This window comes from Nonomuraea longispora (genome assembly GCF_004348345.1).
Taxonomy (GTDB): Bacteria; Actinomycetota; Actinomycetes; order Streptosporangiales; family Streptosporangiaceae; genus Nonomuraea; species Nonomuraea longispora.
The window spans coordinates 15,337-34,005 of record NZ_SMJZ01000061.1; the positions used below are offsets into that span (position 1 = coordinate 15,337).

15 protein-coding genes are annotated in these 18,669 nt (G+C 70.5%); 8 read left to right on the top strand and 7 right to left on the bottom strand.

What is annotated here, in order from left to right; all coding sequences use genetic code 11:
* The first annotated feature begins 63 nt into the window (after positions 1-63).
* The 3 genes from E1267_RS17845 to E1267_RS44385 all read left to right on the top strand — a co-directional run bounded on the left by E1267_RS17845 (position 64) and on the right by E1267_RS44385 (position 2,560).
* The gene (locus tag E1267_RS17845; protein ID WP_132333702.1) at positions 64-1,377 is read left to right on the top strand and encodes an MFS transporter; all 1,314 of its coding nucleotides are present in this window, start codon (positions 64-66) and stop codon (positions 1,375-1,377) included.
* An 87-nt stretch (positions 1,378-1,464) separates the two neighbouring features.
* A complete protein-coding gene (locus E1267_RS17850; protein ID WP_132333703.1) occupies positions 1,465-2,208 on the top strand; it encodes a GntR family transcriptional regulator in 744 nt (247 codons plus the stop codon).
* 175 nt (positions 2,209-2,383) lie between these two features.
* Positions 2,384-2,560 carry a hypothetical protein gene (locus tag E1267_RS44385; protein WP_161714432.1) on the top strand — a complete coding sequence of 59 codons (177 nt, stop codon included), beginning with the start codon at positions 2,384-2,386 and terminating at the stop codon, positions 2,558-2,560.
* A 104-nt stretch (positions 2,561-2,664) separates the two neighbouring features.
* Here E1267_RS44385 and E1267_RS17855 read toward each other — a convergent pair whose 3' ends face one another.
* The 7 genes from E1267_RS17855 to E1267_RS17885 all read right to left on the bottom strand — a co-directional run bounded on the left by E1267_RS17855 (position 2,665) and on the right by E1267_RS17885 (position 12,026).
* On the bottom strand, positions 2,665-3,639 hold the full coding sequence (locus tag E1267_RS17855) for a TerC family protein (protein WP_132333704.1): 975 nt from the start codon (positions 3,637-3,639) through the stop codon (positions 2,665-2,667).
* Positions 3,636-4,127 carry a hypothetical protein gene (locus E1267_RS17860; RefSeq protein WP_132333705.1) on the bottom strand — a complete coding sequence of 164 codons (492 nt, stop codon included), beginning with the start codon at positions 4,125-4,127 and terminating at the stop codon, positions 3,636-3,638. The genes E1267_RS17855 and E1267_RS17860 overlap by 4 nt, the downstream gene beginning before the upstream one ends.
* Positions 4,127-5,620 carry an Nramp family divalent metal transporter gene (locus E1267_RS17865; protein WP_165959661.1) on the bottom strand — a complete coding sequence of 498 codons (1,494 nt, stop codon included), beginning with the start codon at positions 5,618-5,620 and terminating at the stop codon, positions 4,127-4,129. The genes E1267_RS17860 and E1267_RS17865 overlap by 1 nt, the downstream gene beginning before the upstream one ends.
* An 86-nt stretch (positions 5,621-5,706) precedes the next feature.
* Positions 5,707-7,833, bottom strand: coding sequence for an acetate--CoA ligase family protein (locus E1267_RS17870; protein WP_132333706.1), 2,127 nt, complete (start codon positions 7,831-7,833; stop codon positions 5,707-5,709).
* Positions 7,834-9,057 carry a formyl-CoA transferase gene (gene frc / locus E1267_RS17875; protein WP_132333707.1) on the bottom strand — a complete coding sequence of 408 codons (1,224 nt, stop codon included), beginning with the start codon at positions 9,055-9,057 and terminating at the stop codon, positions 7,834-7,836. It abuts the gene before it with no gap.
* 13 nt (positions 9,058-9,070) lie between these two features.
* Entirely contained in the window at positions 9,071-10,741 is a 1,671-nt protein-coding gene (locus tag E1267_RS17880; protein WP_132333708.1) for a thiamine pyrophosphate-binding protein, read from the bottom strand.
* A gap of 91 nt (positions 10,742-10,832) precedes the next feature.
* Positions 10,833-12,026 (bottom strand): molybdopterin-binding protein, encoded by a 1,194-nt coding sequence (locus E1267_RS17885; RefSeq protein ID WP_132333709.1) that lies wholly within the window; start codon positions 12,024-12,026, stop codon positions 10,833-10,835.
* Positions 12,027-12,212: 186 nt separating this feature from the next.
* On the opposite strand from E1267_RS17885, the gene E1267_RS17890 reads away from it, so the two are divergent.
* The 5 genes from E1267_RS17890 to fdhD are packed head-to-tail and all read left to right on the top strand — an operon-like array spanning position 12,213 to position 18,604.
* Positions 12,213-13,190, top strand: coding sequence for a 2-dehydropantoate 2-reductase (locus E1267_RS17890; RefSeq protein WP_132333723.1), 978 nt, complete (start codon positions 12,213-12,215; stop codon positions 13,188-13,190).
* 37 nt (positions 13,191-13,227) lie between these two features.
* Positions 13,228-15,129: a molybdopterin oxidoreductase family protein gene (locus tag E1267_RS17895; protein WP_132333710.1), complete on the top strand. Its 1,902-nt coding sequence runs from the start codon at positions 13,228-13,230 to the stop codon at positions 15,127-15,129.
* Positions 15,130-15,133: 4 nt separating this feature from the next.
* Entirely contained in the window at positions 15,134-16,939 is a 1,806-nt protein-coding gene (locus tag E1267_RS17900) for an NAD(P)H-dependent oxidoreductase subunit E (RefSeq protein ID WP_132333711.1), read from the top strand.
* Positions 16,936-17,778, top strand: a complete 843-nt coding sequence (locus tag E1267_RS17905) for a 2Fe-2S iron-sulfur cluster-binding protein (RefSeq protein ID WP_132333712.1) — start codon at positions 16,936-16,938, stop codon at positions 17,776-17,778. The genes E1267_RS17900 and E1267_RS17905 overlap by 4 nt, the downstream gene beginning before the upstream one ends.
* Positions 17,771-18,604, top strand: a complete 834-nt coding sequence (fdhD, locus tag E1267_RS17910) for a formate dehydrogenase accessory sulfurtransferase FdhD (RefSeq protein ID WP_132333713.1) — start codon at positions 17,771-17,773, stop codon at positions 18,602-18,604. Before E1267_RS17905 ends, fdhD begins: the two co-directional genes overlap by 8 nt.
* Positions 18,605-18,669 lie beyond the last annotated feature (65 nt).

Genomic DNA, 18,669 nt, shown 5'->3' on the forward strand with positions numbered 1-18,669 from the left:
CGTATGGAATATCCCTCGTCTAGGGTCTCGACAGGGAGCCGTCTACTGGATATTCCATACAGTATGGAGAATCCAGTCAGAGACTGGCGCGGCCGCTCGTACCTTCCCGGGCCCGTCCCCGCCGACCGCACGCGCATGTTCCGGCTGGCCTGGGCCGCGATGGCCGCGATCAGCCCGCTCCAGTACGGCTACGCCGCGCTGCTCGCCCAGAAAGGCGCCGGGCTGACCCTGCTGGCCGTCTGGATCGCCTGTCAGGCGGCGGGCGCGCTGCCCGCCCTGCACTTGGTGCGGCGCGGGCGCCTCAGCGTACGCGTGAGCCTTGCGCTCGGGGCCGCGCTGAGCGGGCTCGGCCTCGTCACGGCCGCCCTCACGAGCGGCGCGTCGCTCGCCGCGGCCGGGCAGGCGGCGCTCGCGGGCGGCGGCCCCGTGAGTCCGGCCGCCCTCGTCGGCTACGGGCTGCTCGGCGGGCTGGGCGCGGGCCTGGTCTACGGCGTCTGCGGCGAGGTGGTCTCCTCCTGGTTCCCCGAGCGCCCCGCCGCCCGGGTCGGCCTGATCACCGGCGCCTTCGGGTACGGGGCCGTGCCGCTGCTGGTCTGGGCCGGGATCGCCCCCGACGCCACGCCGGCCGCCTTCCTGACCGCCGCGGCCGTCGCCGTGGCCGTCATCGGGACGGCGGCCCGCCACCTGCGGCTGCCCCCGGCCCTGTGGTGGCCCGCCGACGTGGACCCGCGTACGCACGCCCTCGACGCCGCGCGGCTGCGCGTCACCCCGGAGGCGGCCAAGCAGTTCCTGCTCGCCCAGGCGCTGCGCACGAGGACGTTGCCCGCGCTCGCCCTGATCCTGACGTGCGCCGGCGCCGTGTCGGTCTTCGACGTGATCGTGGTCGCGGGCACGGGGACGTGGGGCGCGGTGGCCCTCATGGTGGCGCTGAACGGCGCCAGCAGGGCGGTGGCCATGCGCTGCTCGGAGTTGTTCGGCCGCAGGCGGGTGCTGGCCGCCGTGCTGGGCGCGCTCGCGGCCGGCCAGGTGCTGCTGACCGCCGGCGGCGCGCACGTGGGCGGCCTCCCCGGGCCGGCGAACGTCAGCGCTCCCCTGCTCTGGCTCGGCGCGATCGCGGCCGGGCTGGGCGGCGGCGCCTTCTACCCGCTGCTCGCCAGCCTCGTACGCGAGTTCTTCGGCACCGAGCGGGCCGGCGAGATCCACGCCGTCATCTACAGCGCCAAGGCCCTGGCAGGTGTCGGCGCCGTGGCCCTGGCCACGGCGGCACTGGCCGCCCCCGGCGCCGCGCTGCTGGTCGCCGCCGTCCTGGCCGCGCTGCCCGCGCTGGCCGCCTCCCGCCTGCGTCTACCCGGCCTGCCCGCGACGATCCCCCTGTGATGAGACTCACGACCATGGACAACGCGCGGCCGGTATGCTGTAGGCAGTCGACTAAAAACTTTTCAGCTCAGTCCTGGAGACGTGCCCATGTTGCTGTCGGATCAGGCCGGTCAGACGGCGGCCGCGAAGATTCCCCGTCCTGCCACGCTCCGTGAAAGCGTCATAGAGGCTATCCAAGAGCTCATCGTCTCCGGGCAGCTCAAACCCGGCCAGCACCTCGTCGAGAGCGAGCTGGCCGAGCTGCTGGGGGTCTCCAGGCAGCCGGTCCGCGAGGCGTTGCAGCAGCTCAGCGGCGAGGGCTGGGTCGATCTGCACCCGGGTCAGGGCGCGTTCGTGCACGTCCCGACATTGGAGGAGGCCGACCAACTGCTGGCCGTCCGCACCCTGCTCGAGACCGAGTCCGCCCGGCTGGCCGCCGAGCACGCCGGCGAGGACGGCGTGAAACGGCTGCGCGCGTTGTGCGCCCGCGGCATCGCCGCGGTGCAGTCCGACGACGTCGACGCGGCCGTGGCCACCAACTCGGAGCTGCACGCGCTGGTGACCGACCTGTCTGGCAACAAGGTCCTGGCCGAGCTGGCCGCCCAGGTGGCCAGGCGCGTGCGGTGGTATCACACGCCCGTGGCCCGCCAGCGCGGCATGGCCTCATGGGACGAGCACACCTCGCTGATCGACGCCATCGAGGCGGGCGACGAGCGCCGCGCTGCGAAGATCATGCGTGAGCACACCGAGCACACCCGCGCCTCCTACATGGAGCAGCGGGAGAACGAGCCCGTGGAGCCCGCGCCCAAGCCGGTGCGCCGGCGACGTCCGCGCACCCCCTCCGCCGGCTAAAGACCCCGAAGACCCTCGCGGGGCGTCCCGCGAGGTGCGTCGAGCACGCCTGCGCGAAATCGCCGTGGGGTGACCTGCGGGGACGACCGCGGGGAGATCTGACGTTCACAGAAGACGACATGCTGCGTAACACCTCGGGCAGAGGATGCGTGGCAGAGATTGGAGGTGCATGACCGTGAAGGCGTTCATCCGCTTTCTCCTTGGTGATCCGGCAGGCCATCCGGCCGACGGCCGGGTGATCGGCCTCGGCCTCAGCACGGCGCTCAGGAAGCACCACTCCGCCGACGACGCGGAGCGCTACCTGCGCCAGTGGACCGCCGAGCACGACGTACGCAAGAGTCCCCGGCCGTAGGACGTCCGGTGAGGCACGTCCCGTGAGCACGGTCGTCGCGGGCACACCGCAGAGCCGCGGCAGGGGAGGGTTCGCCCCCGCGCGCGGCCCCGGTTCGGGGTGGGTCAGCGATCGGCGGTTTCCTGCTCCACCACCTCCGCCCTGGCGTCGCGAGCCGACTTCACCAGGCTCAGCACCGTGGTGACCGCGAGGGTGCCGACGATGACGCCGAGAGAGACCAGGATCGGGATCTCCGGCGCCCACGACACACCGTCGTGGTGCAGGGCCTCGAGGATCAGCTTCACCCCGATGAAGGCCAGCACCACCGACAACCCCTTGCTCAGGTAGACGAGCCGGTCGAGCAGCCCGCCGATGAGGAAGAAGAGCTGCCGCAGCCCCATGAGGGCGAAGGCGTTGGCGGTGAAGACCAGATAGGGCTCCTTGGTGAGCCCGAAGATGGCCGGGATGGAATCGAGGGCGAACAGCAGGTCGGTCGTCCCGATGGCGACCATCACGATCAGCATCGGGGTGACCATCCTGCGGCCCAGGTGCACGGTGAGCCGGGCGCCGTGATAGGTGTCCGTGGTCGGGAGCACCCGGCGCACCGTGCGCAGGGCGATGTTCTCGGAGAACTCCGCGTCGTCGTCCTCGTGACCGATCAGCTTCCACGCGGTGTAGACGAGGAACGCGCCGAAGACGTAGAAGAGCCAGTCGAACCTGGTGACCGCCTCGGCGCCGGCCGCGATGAAGACGCCGCGCATCATCAGCGCCAGGATGATGCCGATGAGCAGCACCTTCTGGCGATATTCGCGCGGCACCCGGAATCGGCTCATGATCAGCAGGAAGACGAAGAGGTTGTCCACGCTGAGCGAATACTCGGTGATCCACCCGGCGAAGAACTCCCCGCCGTGCGCGGGGCCCGACAACAGGAGCAGGCCGACGCCGAAGGCCGCGGCCAGGCCCACGTAGAACGACACCCAGCCCACACATTCCCTGAACGAGGGTTCGTGCGGGTTGCGGGCGACGAGGTAGAAGTCGAACGCGAGCACGATGCAGAATCCGCCGATCGTGGCCAGCCAGACCCAGACGGGCAGGTTCATCGACGCGACCCCTTCCTGGTCGCCTGCAGCGCCTGGGCGTGCTTGATGTACTGGCCGAGCAGCGCCTTGGCCTCAGGGTTCGCGCCGGCCCTGCGCATCAGCCAGTGCGGCATGAGCCGCTCGTGCAGCCAGACGAAGCCGATCGCGAAGCCGAGCGCCACCATCGCCTGGTACGCCAGGAACGGCAGCACGCCGTCGGCCATGCCGACCCCGGCCAGGCTCTCCTGGACGAGCCGGGACACGGGGAAGGCCACCATCCAGAACAGTCCGACGGGGCCGAAGGTACCCGGCCGGAACACGCCGTGGCCCAGGAGCACCCCGTACAACCCGCCGAAGAGGCCGAGCGGCACGGAGAGCGCGAGGGCCGACAGCGCGGCCATCCCGGTGGGCTGCCCCGCGAGCAGGGTCAGCCCACCGGCCATGGCACCGGCGGCGGCTCCGATCGACGCCCCTGGCAGGGCGAGTTCGAGGCTGTGCCGTCCGATCATCAGCCCACGACCACGCCGTAGGCGAACAGGCTGTAGAACAGCATCCCCAGGTAGAACACCGCGCCGAATCCGATGATCATGTTGGTCCACCACTTGGGCCTGATCGGTTTGGGCAGCATGCGGTTGTTCACCAGGAGCAGCGTCACGCAGTACGCGCCCATCGCGAACGTCGACAGGAACGCCAGCGTGTCGAGGATCCCGCTGGGTCCGTCGGCCGGGCCGAGCAGCAGGATCAGGATGCCGAAGATGATCACGCCCCAGAGGAAGATGGCGTACAGGTGCGACATGCGGACCTTCTTCGCGCCGGGCACGAAGTTGTACGTCATGTCGGCCTGACCTCTGGAGAAGGAGTCGAACAACCCCAGCGTCGCGTTCAGGCCGATGAGCGCGATGAACCCGAGGAAAACGACCCCGAGTACCGAGCTGCCCGCGGAGGAGACCGCGTCCGCCATCGCGGTGAGCGCCACCTCCTGGTCATCGCCTGCGATCACGTCGCGCACGCCCGGGTTCTGCCGCACCGCCGACTGGGCGATCACCGTGAAGGAGATCGTGACCAGCATGGTGATGCCCCAGAACAGCAGGAGGGCGTCGAAGGTGACCCAGCGCCGCCACCCCCTCCACTTGGCCATCTCCGCCGGGTTGTCGGTGTCGAACATGAACCCGCGCGCGGGCATCTCCTCCTGCTCGCCCGCGTGCCGCAGCCCGCGGACCTTCGGCATGTGCGCGCCCATGCCGGCGCCGGAGTCACGCAGGTGCAGCGTGTACCACATCTGCTGCATGCCCGACGGGCCGGCGAACGCGCACGCCCCGACGATCACGGGGAACCAGGCCGCGGTCATGGCCTCCGGCGGCAGGTAGCCGAAGGAGAACATGCCCGTGATCGTGGTGACCACGTCGTTCCAGGTGCCGACCATGGCGGCGACCACGGCGGTGCCGAGCACGAGTGCGCCGATGAGCAGCGACAACACGTTCTCCAGCACGTTGTAGATCACCTTGGCCAGGCTGAAGATCACTCCGACGAGGATCAACCCGGCGACCGCGGTCACCACCCAGGGGATTCCGGATATCTCCTCGAACGCCGCCGCTCCCGCCGACAGGTGTCCCGGCCAGATGTAGACGGCGATGGCGACGATGAAGAAGAACCACATCAGCGGCTTGAACACCCTGGCCGCGCCGGAGAAGATGCTCTCCCCCGTGGCCATGGCGTAGCGCGCCATCTCCAACATCACCACGGCCTGCAGGCTGACGCCGATCAGGAACAGCCACCGGATCTCCGGCCCGAACAGCAGCACCAGCCGGGGCCACATGTACGACTCGCCCATGCCCACGCCCAGGGCGACGAGAAAGACCGTCGGCCCGAGAATGTGCACCGAGGGAGGCGCGTCGGGGAGCTTCCTGATGGGCATCGGCTCAAGCCGGCCCGCTTTCCATACTCGTTCGTCCTCCGCCGGTGGCGCGGTCTGCGCCGCCGGTGGTGTGTTCGATGTGTCCACCTACGGACCTCCTGGGGGGTTGTTGCCTTTCTGCGCTGCTGCCCCGAAATGGCCCCCTCGCCTGGCTGCTGTGCGGTCAATCGGCTCTAGCGCAGCAGTCCGGCAGCCCTGGCCCAGCGGTACTTCGCACCGAGGACCGCCACGGGCTTCTCTGTCGTGTACGGGTACGCGACCACGCCATGCTCGAACAGGTACTCGCTGGCCTCCTCAACTTCGGTGTCCCCGGCGAGCGACGCCACGACCGGCTTGACGTTGCCCTTCTGCCGCTCCTCCGCCACGACGCGGGCGATGAGCTCGGCGAAGACCATCGGCGGCGTCACGATCGTGTGCCAGTAGCCCAGGACGAGCGCGTGGATGCGCTCGTCGGCCAGGCCGAGGCGGACCGTGTTCTCGTACGTCGATGGCGGTTCGCCGCCGGTGATGTCGATGGGGTTGCCCGCCGCCCCGAACGGGGGGATGTAGGCGCGGAAGGCCTCGTCCAGGTCGGGCGGGATGTCCATGAGCGTCAGGCCCGCGTCGACGATGGCGTCGGAGAGCAGCACGCCCGAGCCGCCGGCCCCGGTGATGATGACGACGTTCTCACCCTTGGGCGCGGGCAGGATCGGCAGCGCGCGGGCGTACTCCAGCATGTCGTTGAGTCCCGGCGCGCGCACCACCCCGGCCTGCCGGAGGATGTCGTCGTAGACCTTGTCGTTGCCGGCCAGGGCCCCGGTGTGGGAGCCGGCCGCCCGCGCGCCCATCGCGGTGCGTCCCGCCTTGAGCACGATGACCGGCTTCTCCTTGACCACGCGGCGGGCGGCGTCGACGAAGCCGCGCCCGTCCTTGAGGTCCTCCAGGTGCATGGCCACGGCCTTGGTGTTGTCGTCCTGCTCGAAGAAGGTGAGCAGGTCGTCCTCGTCCACGTCGGCCTTGTTGCCGACGCCGACGATGGCGGAGACGCCCATCTTGGTGGTGCGGCTGAAGCCCAGGATGGCCATGCCGATACCGCCGCTCTGCGAGGTCAGCGCCACGCTGCCCTTGACGTCGTACGGCGTGCAGAACGTCGCGCAGAGGTTCTCCGGCGTGTAGTAGTAGCCGTAGATGTTGGGCCCGAGCATGCGCACGCCGTGCCTGCGCGCGATCTCGACGATCTCCTGCTGACCCTCGACGTTGCCGGTTTCGGCGAAGCCCGACGGGATCATGACGGCGCCCGCCACGCCCTTCTTGCCGGTCTCCTCCAGCGCCGCCGCGACGAACTTGGCGGGGATGGCGAACACGGCCACGTCCACGTCGCCGGGGACGTCGGAGATGCTCTTGTACGCGGGCAGCCCCATGATCTCGTCGGCCTTGGGGTTGATCGGCAGGATCTGCCCCTGGTAGCCGCCGTTGATGAGGTTGCGCATGACGGAGTTGCCGATCTTGCCGGTCTCGGCTGAGGCGCCGATGACCGCGACCGAGCGCGGCTTGAAGATCCGCGTCATCTGCCGGAGGATCTCCTCGCGCGACAGCCGGGCGACCTCGGCGGGCCTGTCGCCGATGAGGATGCGCACGTCGGCGGCGACCGCTCCGCTCGCGTCGGCGAAGACCGGGTTGAGGTCGATCTCGACGATCTCGGGGACGTCGGTGACCAGCCGGCCGACCCGCTCGATCAGGCCCGCGAGCGCCTCCCGGTTGGCGGGTTCGGCGCCGCGAGCACCACGGAGGACCTCTGCCGCCCTGATGTCGTCCAGCATGCCAAAGGCATCTTCACCCGAAAGCGGGGCAAGCCTAAAGGTAACGTCTTGCAAAACTTCGACCAGGACACCGCCAAGCCCGAAGGCGACGACCTTGCCGAACGTGGGATCGGTGACGGCGCCGACGATGACCTCGTGGCCGCCGCCGACCAGTTGCTGCACCTGGATGCCGTCGATCTTCGCGTCGGGGTTGTAGGCGCGGGCGTTGGCCAGGATCGTGTCGTAGCCCTCCCGCACCTCGTCGGCGCTCCTGAGGCCGACCAGCACGCCGCCGGCGTCCGTCTTGTGCAGGATGTCAGGCGAGACGATCTTGAGAACGACCGGGAGCCCGATCTTCTCGGCGACCTCCGCCGCCTCCGCCGCCGACGTGGCCAGCCCTTCGCCCGGGGTCGCGATGCCGTACTCCTCGCAGAGCCTGCGCCCTTCCGGTGCGGTCAGAGCCGTCCGCCCTTCGGCGAGCGCCTTGTCGATGACCTCCCTGGCCACGCTTGTGGTCGCCACTTAGATGACTCCGTTCGTCTTGAGTTCGGCGAGCTCGTCCGCGCTGACGCCCAGCTCGCCGTAGATGTCCTGGTTGTGCTCACCGAGCAGCGGCGGGGTGACGACGTCCACCGGCGAGTCCGACAACTGCAGCGGGCTGCCGACCGTCACGAACTCACCGCGTTCCGGGTGGTCGACCTTGACGACGATGCCCTCCTCGCGCAGGCTCTCGTCCTCCACCAGCTCCTTGGTCGACAGGATCGGCCCGCACGGGACGTTGGCGCCGTTGAACCGGTCGAGCACCGTCCACTTGTCGTGGCGGATCGTCCACTCCTCGATGAGCTGGAACATCTTGTCCAGCTTGGTCAGCCGCGCCTCCGGCGTCGCCCACTCGGGGTCGGCGGCCAGCTCGGGACGGCCGATGATGTTCGCGATCGGCTCCCAGCCGACCGGCTGCACGATCACGTAGATGTAGTCGTTGGGACCGCCGGGCGCGCAACGCACCGCCCAGCCCGGCTGGCCGCCGCCGCTGGCGTTGCCCGAGCGCGGCACCTCGTCGCCGAACGTCTTGTTCGGATATTCGCGCAGCGGGCCGTGCGCCAGCCGCTGCTGGTCGCGCAGCTTGACGCGGCACAGGTTCAGCACGGCGTGCTGCATGGCCACCTGGACGCGCTGGCCGCGCTGGGTCTGCTGGCGCTGGTAGAGGGCGGCCAGGATGCCGGCGACCGCGTGGATGCCGGTGCCCGAGTCGCCGATCTGCGCCCCGGTGGCCAGCGGCGGGCCCTCCTCGAAGCCGGTGGTGCTCATCGAGCCGCCCATCGCCTGCGCGATCACCTCGTACGCCTTGAACTTGGCGTACCGGCCGGGGCCGAAGCCCTTGATCGAGGCGTAGATGAGGCCGGGGTTGAGCTCCTGGAGGCGTTCCCAGGTGAAGCCCATGCGGTCGACGGCGCCCGGCCCGAAGTTCTCCACCAGGACGTCCGCGCTCTTCACCAGTTCGGTGAAGAGCTCCTTGCCGCGCTCGCTCTTCATGTTGAGGGTGATGCTGCGCTTGTTGCAGTTCAGCATCGTGAAATACAGGCTGTCTACGTCTGGCACGTCACGGAGCTGCTGTCGGGTGATGTCGCCTTTGGGAGCTTCCAGCTTGACCACGTCGGCGCCCAGCCACGCGAGCATCTGGGTGGCGGACGGGCCCGACTGGACGTGGGTCATGTCGAGGACGCGGACACCTTCGAGAGCCTTCATGTCGCTGTTTCCCCTACTTGTACATGGTCTGGTTCATCGTTCCGGGGGCGTAGACCTCCGGATCGACCCATACGTTGATCAGTGAGGGCTTGCCCGACTCCCTGGCCCGCTCCAGCGCGGGCCGGATCTCGGACGGGTCGCGGACCTCCTCGCCGTGGCCGCCGAGGAGCTTGGCGAACTCGCCGTAGCGGATGTCGCCGAGGGTGTTGCCGACGCGCGCGCGGTCCTCGCCGTACTTGGCGGCCTGGCCGTATCTGATCTGGTTCATCGAGGAGTTGTTGCCGATGATCCCGATGAACGGCAGGTCGAAGCGGACCATCGTCTCGAAGTCCCAGCCGGTCAGGCTGAAGGCGCCGTCGCCGAACAGGCACAGCACCTCCTTGTCCCGCCGCGCCTGCTTGGCCGCCATCGCGAAGGCCGTGCCGACGCCGAGCGTGCCGAGCGGTCCCGGGTCCATCCAGTGGCCGGGCGACTTCGGCTGCACGACCTGGCCGGAGAAGGTGACGATGTCGCCGCCGTCGCCGATGTAGATGGTGTCCTCGGTGAGGAACTCGTTGATCTCGTGCACGAGGCGGTAGGGGTCGATGGGCCGGGCGTCGGAGTGCTGGCGGGGCAGGCGCTTCTCGTACGCCTGGGTCTCGACCGTGCGCAACTCCTCCAGCCACGCCTTGCGCTTGGCTGCGGCGTCCCCGATGCGGCCGCTCGCGGCCTGGGCGGCGGCGGACAGGACGAGGCCGGCGTCGCCGACGATGCCGAGGTCGATGTCCCTGTTCTTGCCGACGGTGCGGTAGTCGAGGTCGATCTGGACGACCGTCGCGGTCGGCGACAGGCGTTTGCCGTAGCCCATCCGGAAGTCGAACGGGGTGCCGACGATGATGATCAGGTCGGCCTCGGTGAAGGCGTACCTGCGGCTGAGCTGGAAGTGGTGCGGGTCGCCCGGCGCGAGCGTGCCGCGGCCCGAGCCGTTCATGTACGCGGGCACGTTGAGCGACCTGACGAAGCCGGTCGCCGCGTCCGTCGCCCGGCACGTCCAGACCTGGCTCCCGAGCAGGATGGCCGGCTTCTCGGCGTGCGCGAGCAGGTCGGCGAGCCGCTCGATCGCCTCGGGGTCGCCCGCCTGGCGGGTGGAGGCGCGGTAGCGGCCGGCCTCGGGGATCCGCGCCTTCTCCAGCGGGACCTTCGCGTCGAGCACGTCGCGCGGGATCTCCAGGAACGACGGGCCGGGAGCGCCGTGGTAGCACTCGCGGAAGGCCATGGACACGATGTCGGCCACCCGTTCCGTGCTGGGCACCGTGGCCGCGAACTTGGTGATGGGCGCCATCATGTCCACGTGGGGCAGGTCCTGGAGCGAGCCCATCTTGTGCTGGCTCAGAGCCCCCTGGCCGCCGATGAGCAACATGGGGCTCTCGGCGCGGAAGGCGTTGGCCACGCCGGTGACCGCGTCGGTCGTGCCCGGTCCGGCGGTGACCACCGCGCAGCCGGGCTTGCCGGTGATGCGCGCGTATCCGTCCGCGGCGTGCGCGGCTACCTGTTCGTGGCGTACGTCGATGACCTCGATGCCCTCATCGACGCAGCCGTCATAGATATCGATGATGTGGCCGCCGCAGAGCGTGTAGATCACTTCTACGCCCTCGGCCTTGAGTGCCTTGGCTACGAGATGACCGCCAGAGATCGTTTCCGACATCCTTCAAACCCTTTCCCGGGGACGGATCGCCTGTCTTCCGCATACTGCATACCGTATGAACGCAATGGTTACTCCCTCCTGAACGGCCTGTCTAGCCCCCCAGGGGCAACTCGATCAGCTCGATCTGCTCACCGGACCACCCCGGAGGCACCACGGCCAGCGCATCCGCGAGCGCTGCGCCCCACAACGAACCCGGCCGGTCATGTCCCACAGGCACGGCCCCGCGGCCGGATCTCCTCACCGGCACCAGCCGGGTGTCCCTCGGGTGCACCCTGACCGGGCCGGCCAGCGCGCTCGTCTCCCGGCCCGCCGCCGTGCCGGCCGCCTCGCGTACCAGCGGGGCCAGCAGCGTGAGCGCGGCGGCGAGGGCCGCGAACGGGTTGCCGGGCAGGCCCACGACGAGCCCGCCGCCCGGCAGGCGGGCCAGCATCTGTGGATGCCCAGGACGTACGGCGACGCCGTCGACGAGGAGCTCCGCCCCGAGCCGCGCCAGCACACCCCGGAGGTGGTCGGCCGGCCCCTTCGACGACGCCCCGCACACGACGGCCACCTCACCCGCGCCCGTTCCCGGCGCCCCATCCGCGAGAGCGGCGCGGAGAGGGCCGGGGCCGTCGGGGAGGCGGGTCTCGCCGGCGACCCGGCCGCCCGCCCACTCCACGAGACCGGGCAGGAACGGCCCGATGGCGTCGCGGACCCGGCCCGGCGCGGGCAGCCCCGCGTGCACCACCTCGTCGCCGGTGACCAGCACCGTCACCCGGATCCGCGGACGTACGAGCAGGGTGTCGTGACCGAGCGAGGCGGCAAGCCCGAGTACGGCGGGGGTGACCATGGCGCCCGCGCCGAGCACGACCGCGTCCTCGGCGATGTCCTCGCCCCGCCGCCGGATGTGCCGCCCGGCCTCGACCGCGCCGTCCACCCACGTGACGGGTTCGTGCCCGGCGCCCCCATGCCCTGGAGGCGGTGCCGCGACCGTGTGCTCGTAGGGCAGCACCGCCTCCGCCCCCGCCGGGGCCGGGGCGCCGGTGGCGATCTCCACCGCCTCCCCGGCCCGCAGCGCTTCCCCGTACGGCGCTCCCCCGGCCAGGACGCCGCCCACGACCAGCCACGGGCCCCGTCCCGCCACGGCGTAGCCGTCCATCGCCGCCACGTCCACGCCGGGCACCGGCACGAGCGCCGCCAAGGGGGCGGTCAGGCGGCGGCCGAGGGCCTCCTGGAGCGGCACCCGCGCCGGCTCCAGCCGCCCCGCCGACCGCGCCGCGAGGGCCCGCGCGGCGGCCCATGGCATCGCTTCCACCACTGGTTCATGCCGAACAACGGTCACAGATACGCTCCTTGACCCGACTTTTTCCATACTGTATACCGAATGCACAGTCGCCCGCCTCCAGCGGGCCGCGTGAACGGTCGGCCGCGGCGGCGGTCCACCGCTGTACGGGGGCCGTACAGACAGTCCGACGCGAGAACGGAGCGGATGATGAAGGTCGCTGTTCTTGGCGCCGGCGCCATCGGCGCATACGTGGGGGCCGCCCTCCACAGAGCGGGAGTCGAGGTGCACCTCATCGCCAGAGGCGAGCACCTGCAGGCGATACGCTCCGCCGGTGTGCGGGTGCTCACCCCCAGGGGCGATTTCGTCGCCCATCCCCATGCCACCGACGACCCCACCGAGGTCGGCCCGGTGGACCACGTCTTCCTGGGCCTCAAGGCGAACAGTTACGCCGCCGCGGGCCCCATGATCCAGCCGCTTCTGCACGAGACCACGAGCATCATCGCCGCGCAGAACGGCATCCCGTGGTGGTACTTCCACGGACTGAAGGGCCCGCACGAGGGCTACCGCATCGAAAGCGTCGACCCGGGCGGCGCGGTGACGGCCGCGCTGCCGCTGCACCGGGCGATCGGCTGCGTCGTCTACGCCGCCACCGAGATCGAGAGGCCGGGCGTGATCCGCCACCTCGAAGGCACCAGGTTCTCCATCGGCGAGCCGAACGGCGAGCCGACCGAGCGGTGCGCCGCCTTCAGCCGGGCGGCGGTCGAGGGCGGCCTGAAGTGCCCGGTGGAGCCGGATCTCCGCCGGGATGTTTGGATCAAACTCATGGGCAACATCGCCTTCAACCCCATCAGCGCGCTCGCCAGAGCGACGATGGCCGGGATCTGCCGCCACGACGGCACGAGAGGGCTGGTCGTGGCCATGATGCAGGAGACGGTCGAGGTCGCGAGGCGGGTGGGCTGCGATCCGGGCATCTCGATCGAGCGCCGTCTGCGAGGCGCGGAGAAGGCCGGCGAGCACAAGACGTCCACGCTTCAGGACCTGGAGAAGGGGAAACCGCTGGAGCTCGACGTGCTGCTGGCTGCGGTGGTCGAGCTGGCCGATCTCACTGGAGCGGAGGTGCCGACGCTGCGCGCGATCCACGCTGTGAGCGATCTGCTGAACGCGAACCTTGTCCGCGCGGTCTAGCTGGGAATACCGTGATTGTATACAGAATGGAGGGATCATGAGCTATGACCGCCTGACCCATCCACTGGTGCGCGAGAACGGCGTACTGCGCCAGGCGAGCTGGGAGGAGGCGCTGGAGCGCGCTGCGGAGGGCTTCCGCCGCAACGTCGCCGAGCACGGGCCCGACTGCTTCGCCATGTTGTCGTGCGCCCGTTCCACCAACGAGATGAACTACGTCGGGCAGAAGTTCACCCGCGTGGTAATAGGCACCAACAACGTGGACTCCTGCAACCGCACCTGCCACGCGCCCAGCGTGGCAGGGCTGTCGGCGGTGTTCGGCAGCGGCGGCGGCACCTCCTCCTACCAGGAGGTCGAGGACACCGACGTGATCGTCATGTGGGGTTCGGCGGCCAGGAACGCCCACCCCATCTTCTTCCAGCACGTGCTCAAGGGCATCCGCAAGGGCGCGCGCATGTTCGCGGTCGACCCCCGCCGCACCGGCACGGCCCAGTGGGCCGACCTGTGGCTGGGGCTCAACGTCGGCACGGACATCCCGCTCGCCCACGCGGTGGCCCGCGAGATCATCCACGCCGGCCTGCACAACGAGGCGTTCATCGAGCGGGCCACAAGCGGCTTCGAGGAGTTCAAGGAGTCGGTCGAGCCGTGGACGCTCAGCGTGGCCGAGCAGGTCACCGGCGTGCCCGCGGCCGCCATCCGCGAGCTGGCCCACTCCTACGCCCGCGCCGACCGCGCCCAGCTGTGCTGGACGCTCGGCATCACGGAGCACCACAACGCCACCGACAACGTACGGGCGCTCATCAACCTGTCCCTGCTGACCGGCCACGTCGGCCGCTACGGCTCGGGCCTGTCGCCGCTGCGCGGGCAGAACAACGTGCAGGGCGGCGGCGACATGGGAGCCATCCCCAACCGCCTGCCCGGCTTCCAGGACATCCTCGACCCCGGCATCAGGGCCAGGTTCGAGAGCGCGTGGGGCCGGCCGATCCAGCCGAGGTACGGGCACAACCTCACCGAGATGCTGGAGGCGATGGCCGAGGGCGAGGTCACCACGTGCTATCTGATCGGTGAGAATCCCGTACAGTCGGAGGCCGACTCGCTGGCCTGCATCAAGCGCCTGTCGATGCTCGACCACCTGGTGGTGCAGGACATCTTCCTCACCAAGACCGCCCAGATGGCCGACGTCGTGCTGCCGGCCAGCGCCGCCTGGTGCGAGGCCGACGGCACGTTCACCAACAGCGAGCGCCGCGTCCAGCGGGTGCGCAAGGCCCTGGAGCCGCCGGGCGAGGCCCGCGACGACATCTGGATCATGTGCGAGATCGCGCGCAGGCTGGGCCACGACTGGCACTACGACGGCGCGGAGGAGGTCTGGAACGAACTGCGCGCCCTGTCCCCGCAGCACACGGGCATGACCTACCAGCGGCTGGCCGACCTGCAGGGCATCCAGTGGCCCTGCCCGTCGGAGGACTCGCTGGAGCCCCCCTACCTGCACGGCAGGCTGTGGGAGAACGACCCGTCAAAGCGCGGCACGCCGGCGCCGTTCGCGGTGCTGCGGCACTCGCCGCCGGTGGACCTGCTCGACGACGAATATCCGCTGCGGCTGACCACCGGCCGCCGGCTCGACTCCTACAACACCGGGGTGCAGTCGTCCGGGTTCGCCTCGCCGCTGCGCCGTGGCGAGACCGTCGAACTCTGCCCCGAGGACGCCGAGCGGCTCGGCCTCACCGAGGGCGAGGAGGTGCGGATCACCTCGCGGCGAGGCTCGGTGACCGCGCCGGTCTACATCGACCCCGCCCTGCGGCCGGGGCTCGTGTTCATGACGTTCCACTTCCCCGACGAGGTGGACACCAACTCCTTGACCATCGAGGCCACCGACCCGATCTCGGGCACGGCCGAGTTCAAGGCCGCCGCCGTACGTGTCGAGAAGCTCGTCAAGGCCGGGTGATCAGATGGATCTGAGATTTCGTGGGGCGGAGCCGTCCGAGGAGGAGCGCGCGGCGATCGACGCCCTGCTCGGGCCGCCCGCCTCCGCCTGGGACGGCGGCGCGAGGACCGAGCAGGACCTGCGCTTCGCCGCCCGCGCGGAGGCCGCCCGGGACCAGTTGCTGCCCGCGCTGCACGCGGTCAACGACCGGGTCGGGTGGATCAGCGAGGGGGCGCTCGAGTACATCTGCCGGCGCCTGACGATCCCCCCGGCCGAGGCGTACGGCGTGGCCACGTTCTACGCGCTGTTCTCCGTGCAGCCCAGGCCGAAGCGGGTGCTGCACGTCTGCACCGACCTGGCCTGCCAGGCGAAGGGCGCGGAGTCCGTACGCAGGCGCGTCGAGGACCACTTCGGCCCGGCGGGCACGTCGTGGCAGGAGAGCCCCTGCCTGGGCATGTGCGAGCGGGCCCCGGCCGCGCTGGCCCTGGAGGCCGGCACGCCCCCCGTGGCGCAGGTGTACGCCCCCGCGACCCCTGAAACGATCACCACCATGGCCGAGGCGCCGCCGAACTCCAACGGCAGCACGCCGAGCGTCAAGGTCACCGGCGAGACCCCGGAGCGGGCGGCGGTGCCGCAGACCGGGCAGGACGGACTGCTCCTGCTCAGGAGAATCGGCACCGTCGACCCGGCCAGCCTGGACGACTACCGGGCGGCCGGCGGCTACACCGCGCTGCGGCGGGCCTTCGAGCTCGGGCCCGCAGGCGTGATCCGCGAAGTGCTGGAGTCGGGCCTGGTCGGCAGGGGCGGCGCGGCGTTCCCGACCGGGCGCAAGTGGGACGCCACGGCCCGCCAGCCGGACCACCCCCACTACCTGGTCTGCAACGCCGACGAGAGCGAGCCGGGCACGTTCAAGGACCGGGTCATCATGGAGGGCGACCCGTACGCGCTCGTCGAGGCCATGACGATCGCCGCCTACGCCACCGGCTGCGCCAAGGGATACCTCTACATCAGGGGCGAATATCCCCGGGCGGTCGCGCGGCTCCAGCACGCGATCGCGACCGCCCGCGCGCGGGGCCTGCTCGGCGACGACATCCTCGGCAAGGGCCTGTCCTTCGACATCGAGCTGCGGAGGGGCGCGGGCGCCTACATCTGCGGCGAGGAGACCGCGATCTTCAACTCGATCGAGGGGCAGCGGGGCGAGCCGCGCAGCAAACCGCCGTTCCCGGTGGAGAAGGGGCTGTTCGGCAAGCCGACCGTGGTCAACAACGTCGAGACGCTGGTCAACGTGCTGCCGATCCTGGAGCGCGGGGCGCAGGCGTACGCGGCGGCCGAGCCCAAGCTGTTCTGCGTCTCGGGCGCGGTGGAACGCCCCGGCGTCTACGAGCTGACGTTCGGCGCCACGCTGCGCGAGCTGCTCGACCTGTCGGGCACCACCGGCACGACCAGGGCGGTGCTGCTGGGCGGCGCGGCCGGCGCGTTCGTCACCGATCTGGACATCCCGCTCACCTTCGAGGGCACCAGGGCCGCCGGCGCGACGCTCGGCTCGGGTGTGGTGCTCGTCATCGACGACGGCGTGGACCTCAAGAGCCTGCTGCTGCGCATCGCGGAGTTCTTCCGCGACGAGTCCTGCGGCCAGTGCGTGCCCTGCCGGGTGGGTACGGTACGCCAGGAGGAGGCCCTGCACCGGTTGTCGCGCCGGGTCGACGACGATGATCTCGTGCTGCTGCGCGAGGTCGGGCAGACCATGCGTGACGCCTCCATCTGCGGCCTCGGACAGACCGCCTGGAACGCCGTCGAATCAGCCATCGACCGCCTGGGAGTTTTCAGATGATCCCGCTCCAGCCGCCCCGCCGGCTCATCGACGTCGAGATCGACGGCGAGACCGTGCGCGTGCCAGAGGGCTCGACGATCCTCGACGCGTGCGCCGTGGCGGGCAAGGACATCCCGACGCTCTGCTACGGCGACACGCTCACCCCGAAGAACGCCTGCCGGGTCTGCGTGGTGGAGGTGGAGGGCGCGCGGACGCTGGCGCCCGCCTGCTCCAGGAAGGCCGAGAAGGGCATGAAGGTCGGCACCGACACCGAGCGCGCCCGGCAGAGTCGCAAGGTGGTGCTGGAACTGCTCGCGTCCTCGGTGGACCTGTCGACCACCCCGAGGGCCGCCGAGTGGACGAAGGAGTACGACGCCGACCCGGCCAGGTTCGGCGACGACGCCGCCACCGTCGAGCAGCCCGCCAAGGTCGACAACGAGCTCTACGTACGCGACTACAGCAAGTGCATCATGTGTTACAAGTGCGTGGACGCCTGCGGCGACCAGTGGCAGAACACCTTCGCCATCGGCGTCGCGGGCCGGGGCTTCGACACGACGATCTCCACGGAGTTCGACGCCCCGCTCACCGACTCGGCCTGCGTCTACTGCGGCAACTGCGTCGAGGTGTGCCCCACGGGCGCGCTGTCGTTCAAGAGCGAGTTCGACATGCGGGCCGAGGGCACCTGGGACGAGTCGAAGCAGACGGAGACCACGACGATCTGCAGCTACTGCGGTGTGGGCTGCAACCTGACCCTGCACGTGCAGGACAACAAGATCGTCAAGGTGACCTCGCCGCACGACAACCCGGTCACCAAGGGCAACCTCTGCGTCAAGGGCCGCTTCGGGTACGGCTATGTCTAGGGTCTCCGTCAAACGCCGCATCCTGCGGGTGAAGGACACCGCCCGCACCCGCAGGATCGACTCGCTGGCCGCCGAGGAGCCGCTGGAGATCCGGCTCAACGGCACGCCGCTGACGGTCACCATGCGCACGCCCGGCGACGACTTCGACCTGGCCGCGGGCTTCCTCGTCAGCGAGGGTGCCGTGGGATCGCCGGACGACATCGCCACGATCCGCTACTGCGCGGGCGCGACGGTGGACGGCGGGAACACGTACAACGTGCTCGACGTGCGGCTCGCGCCCGGCGTCCCGGCGCCGGAGCCGCGTAACTTCTACACCACCTCCTCCTGCGGCGTCTGCGGCAAGGCGTCGCTGGAGGCGGTGCGCACCGTGGCGCGCTGGAGCGCCGGCGACGACCCCGTCGAGCTGACGCAGCCGGTGATCGCGTCGCTGCCGCTGCGGCTGCGGGCGGCCCAGCGGGTCTTCGACAGGACCGGCGGGCTGCACGCGGCGGGCCTGTTCACGGCCGACGGCGAGGCGTTGTGCGTGCGCGAGGACGTGGGCCGGCACAACGCCGTCGACAAGCTGCTCGGCTGGGCGCTCAGGAACGGCCGGCTGCCGTTGCGGGGCACCGTGCTGATGGTGTCGGGGCGGGCGTCGTTCGAGCTGGTGCAGAAGGCGGTCATGGGGGGCGTCCCCGTGCTCGCCGCGGTGTCCGCGCCCTCCTCGCTCGCGGCCGAGCTGGCCGCCGAGGAAGGGCTGACGCTCATCGGCTTCCTCCGGGGTGACTCGATGAACGTCTACGCGGGCGAACACCGGCTGAGCGAGGAGGCCCTGCTCCCCGACTGATCACCCCATTCCGCGAGGCGCGGCCGGGCCGGCCGGCGCCTCGCGGCCGCGAACGTCGCTCCGGG

Bases quoted from the DNA above. Each gene is read 5' to 3' on its own strand.
- E1267_RS17845 (WP_132333702.1), top strand. From the start codon at position 64: ATGGAGAATCCAGTCAGAGACTGGCGCGGCCGCTCGTACCTTCCCGGG.
- E1267_RS17850 (WP_132333703.1), top strand. From the start codon at position 1,465: ATGTTGCTGTCGGATCAGGCCGGTCAGACGGCGGCCGCGAAGATTCCC.
- E1267_RS17855 (WP_132333704.1), bottom strand. From the start codon at position 3,639: ATGAACCTGCCCGTCTGGGTCTGGCTGGCCACGATCGGCGGATTCTGC.
- E1267_RS17860 (WP_132333705.1), bottom strand. From the start codon at position 4,127: ATGATCGGACGGCACAGCCTCGAACTCGCCCTGCCAGGGGCGTCGATC.
- frc (WP_132333707.1), bottom strand. From the start codon at position 9,057: ATGAAGGCTCTCGAAGGTGTCCGCGTCCTCGACATGACCCACGTCCAG.
- E1267_RS17880 (WP_132333708.1), bottom strand. From the start codon at position 10,741: ATGTCGGAAACGATCTCTGGCGGTCATCTCGTAGCCAAGGCACTCAAG.
- E1267_RS17885 (WP_132333709.1), bottom strand. From the start codon at position 12,026: ATGCCATGGGCCGCCGCGCGGGCCCTCGCGGCGCGGTCGGCGGGGCGG.
- E1267_RS17890 (WP_132333723.1), top strand. From the start codon at position 12,213: ATGAAGGTCGCTGTTCTTGGCGCCGGCGCCATCGGCGCATACGTGGGG.
- E1267_RS17895 (WP_132333710.1), top strand. From the start codon at position 13,228: ATGAGCTATGACCGCCTGACCCATCCACTGGTGCGCGAGAACGGCGTA.
- E1267_RS17900 (WP_132333711.1), top strand. From the start codon at position 15,134: ATGGATCTGAGATTTCGTGGGGCGGAGCCGTCCGAGGAGGAGCGCGCG.
- E1267_RS17905 (WP_132333712.1), top strand. From the start codon at position 16,936: ATGATCCCGCTCCAGCCGCCCCGCCGGCTCATCGACGTCGAGATCGAC.
- fdhD (WP_132333713.1), top strand. From the start codon at position 17,771: ATGTCTAGGGTCTCCGTCAAACGCCGCATCCTGCGGGTGAAGGACACC.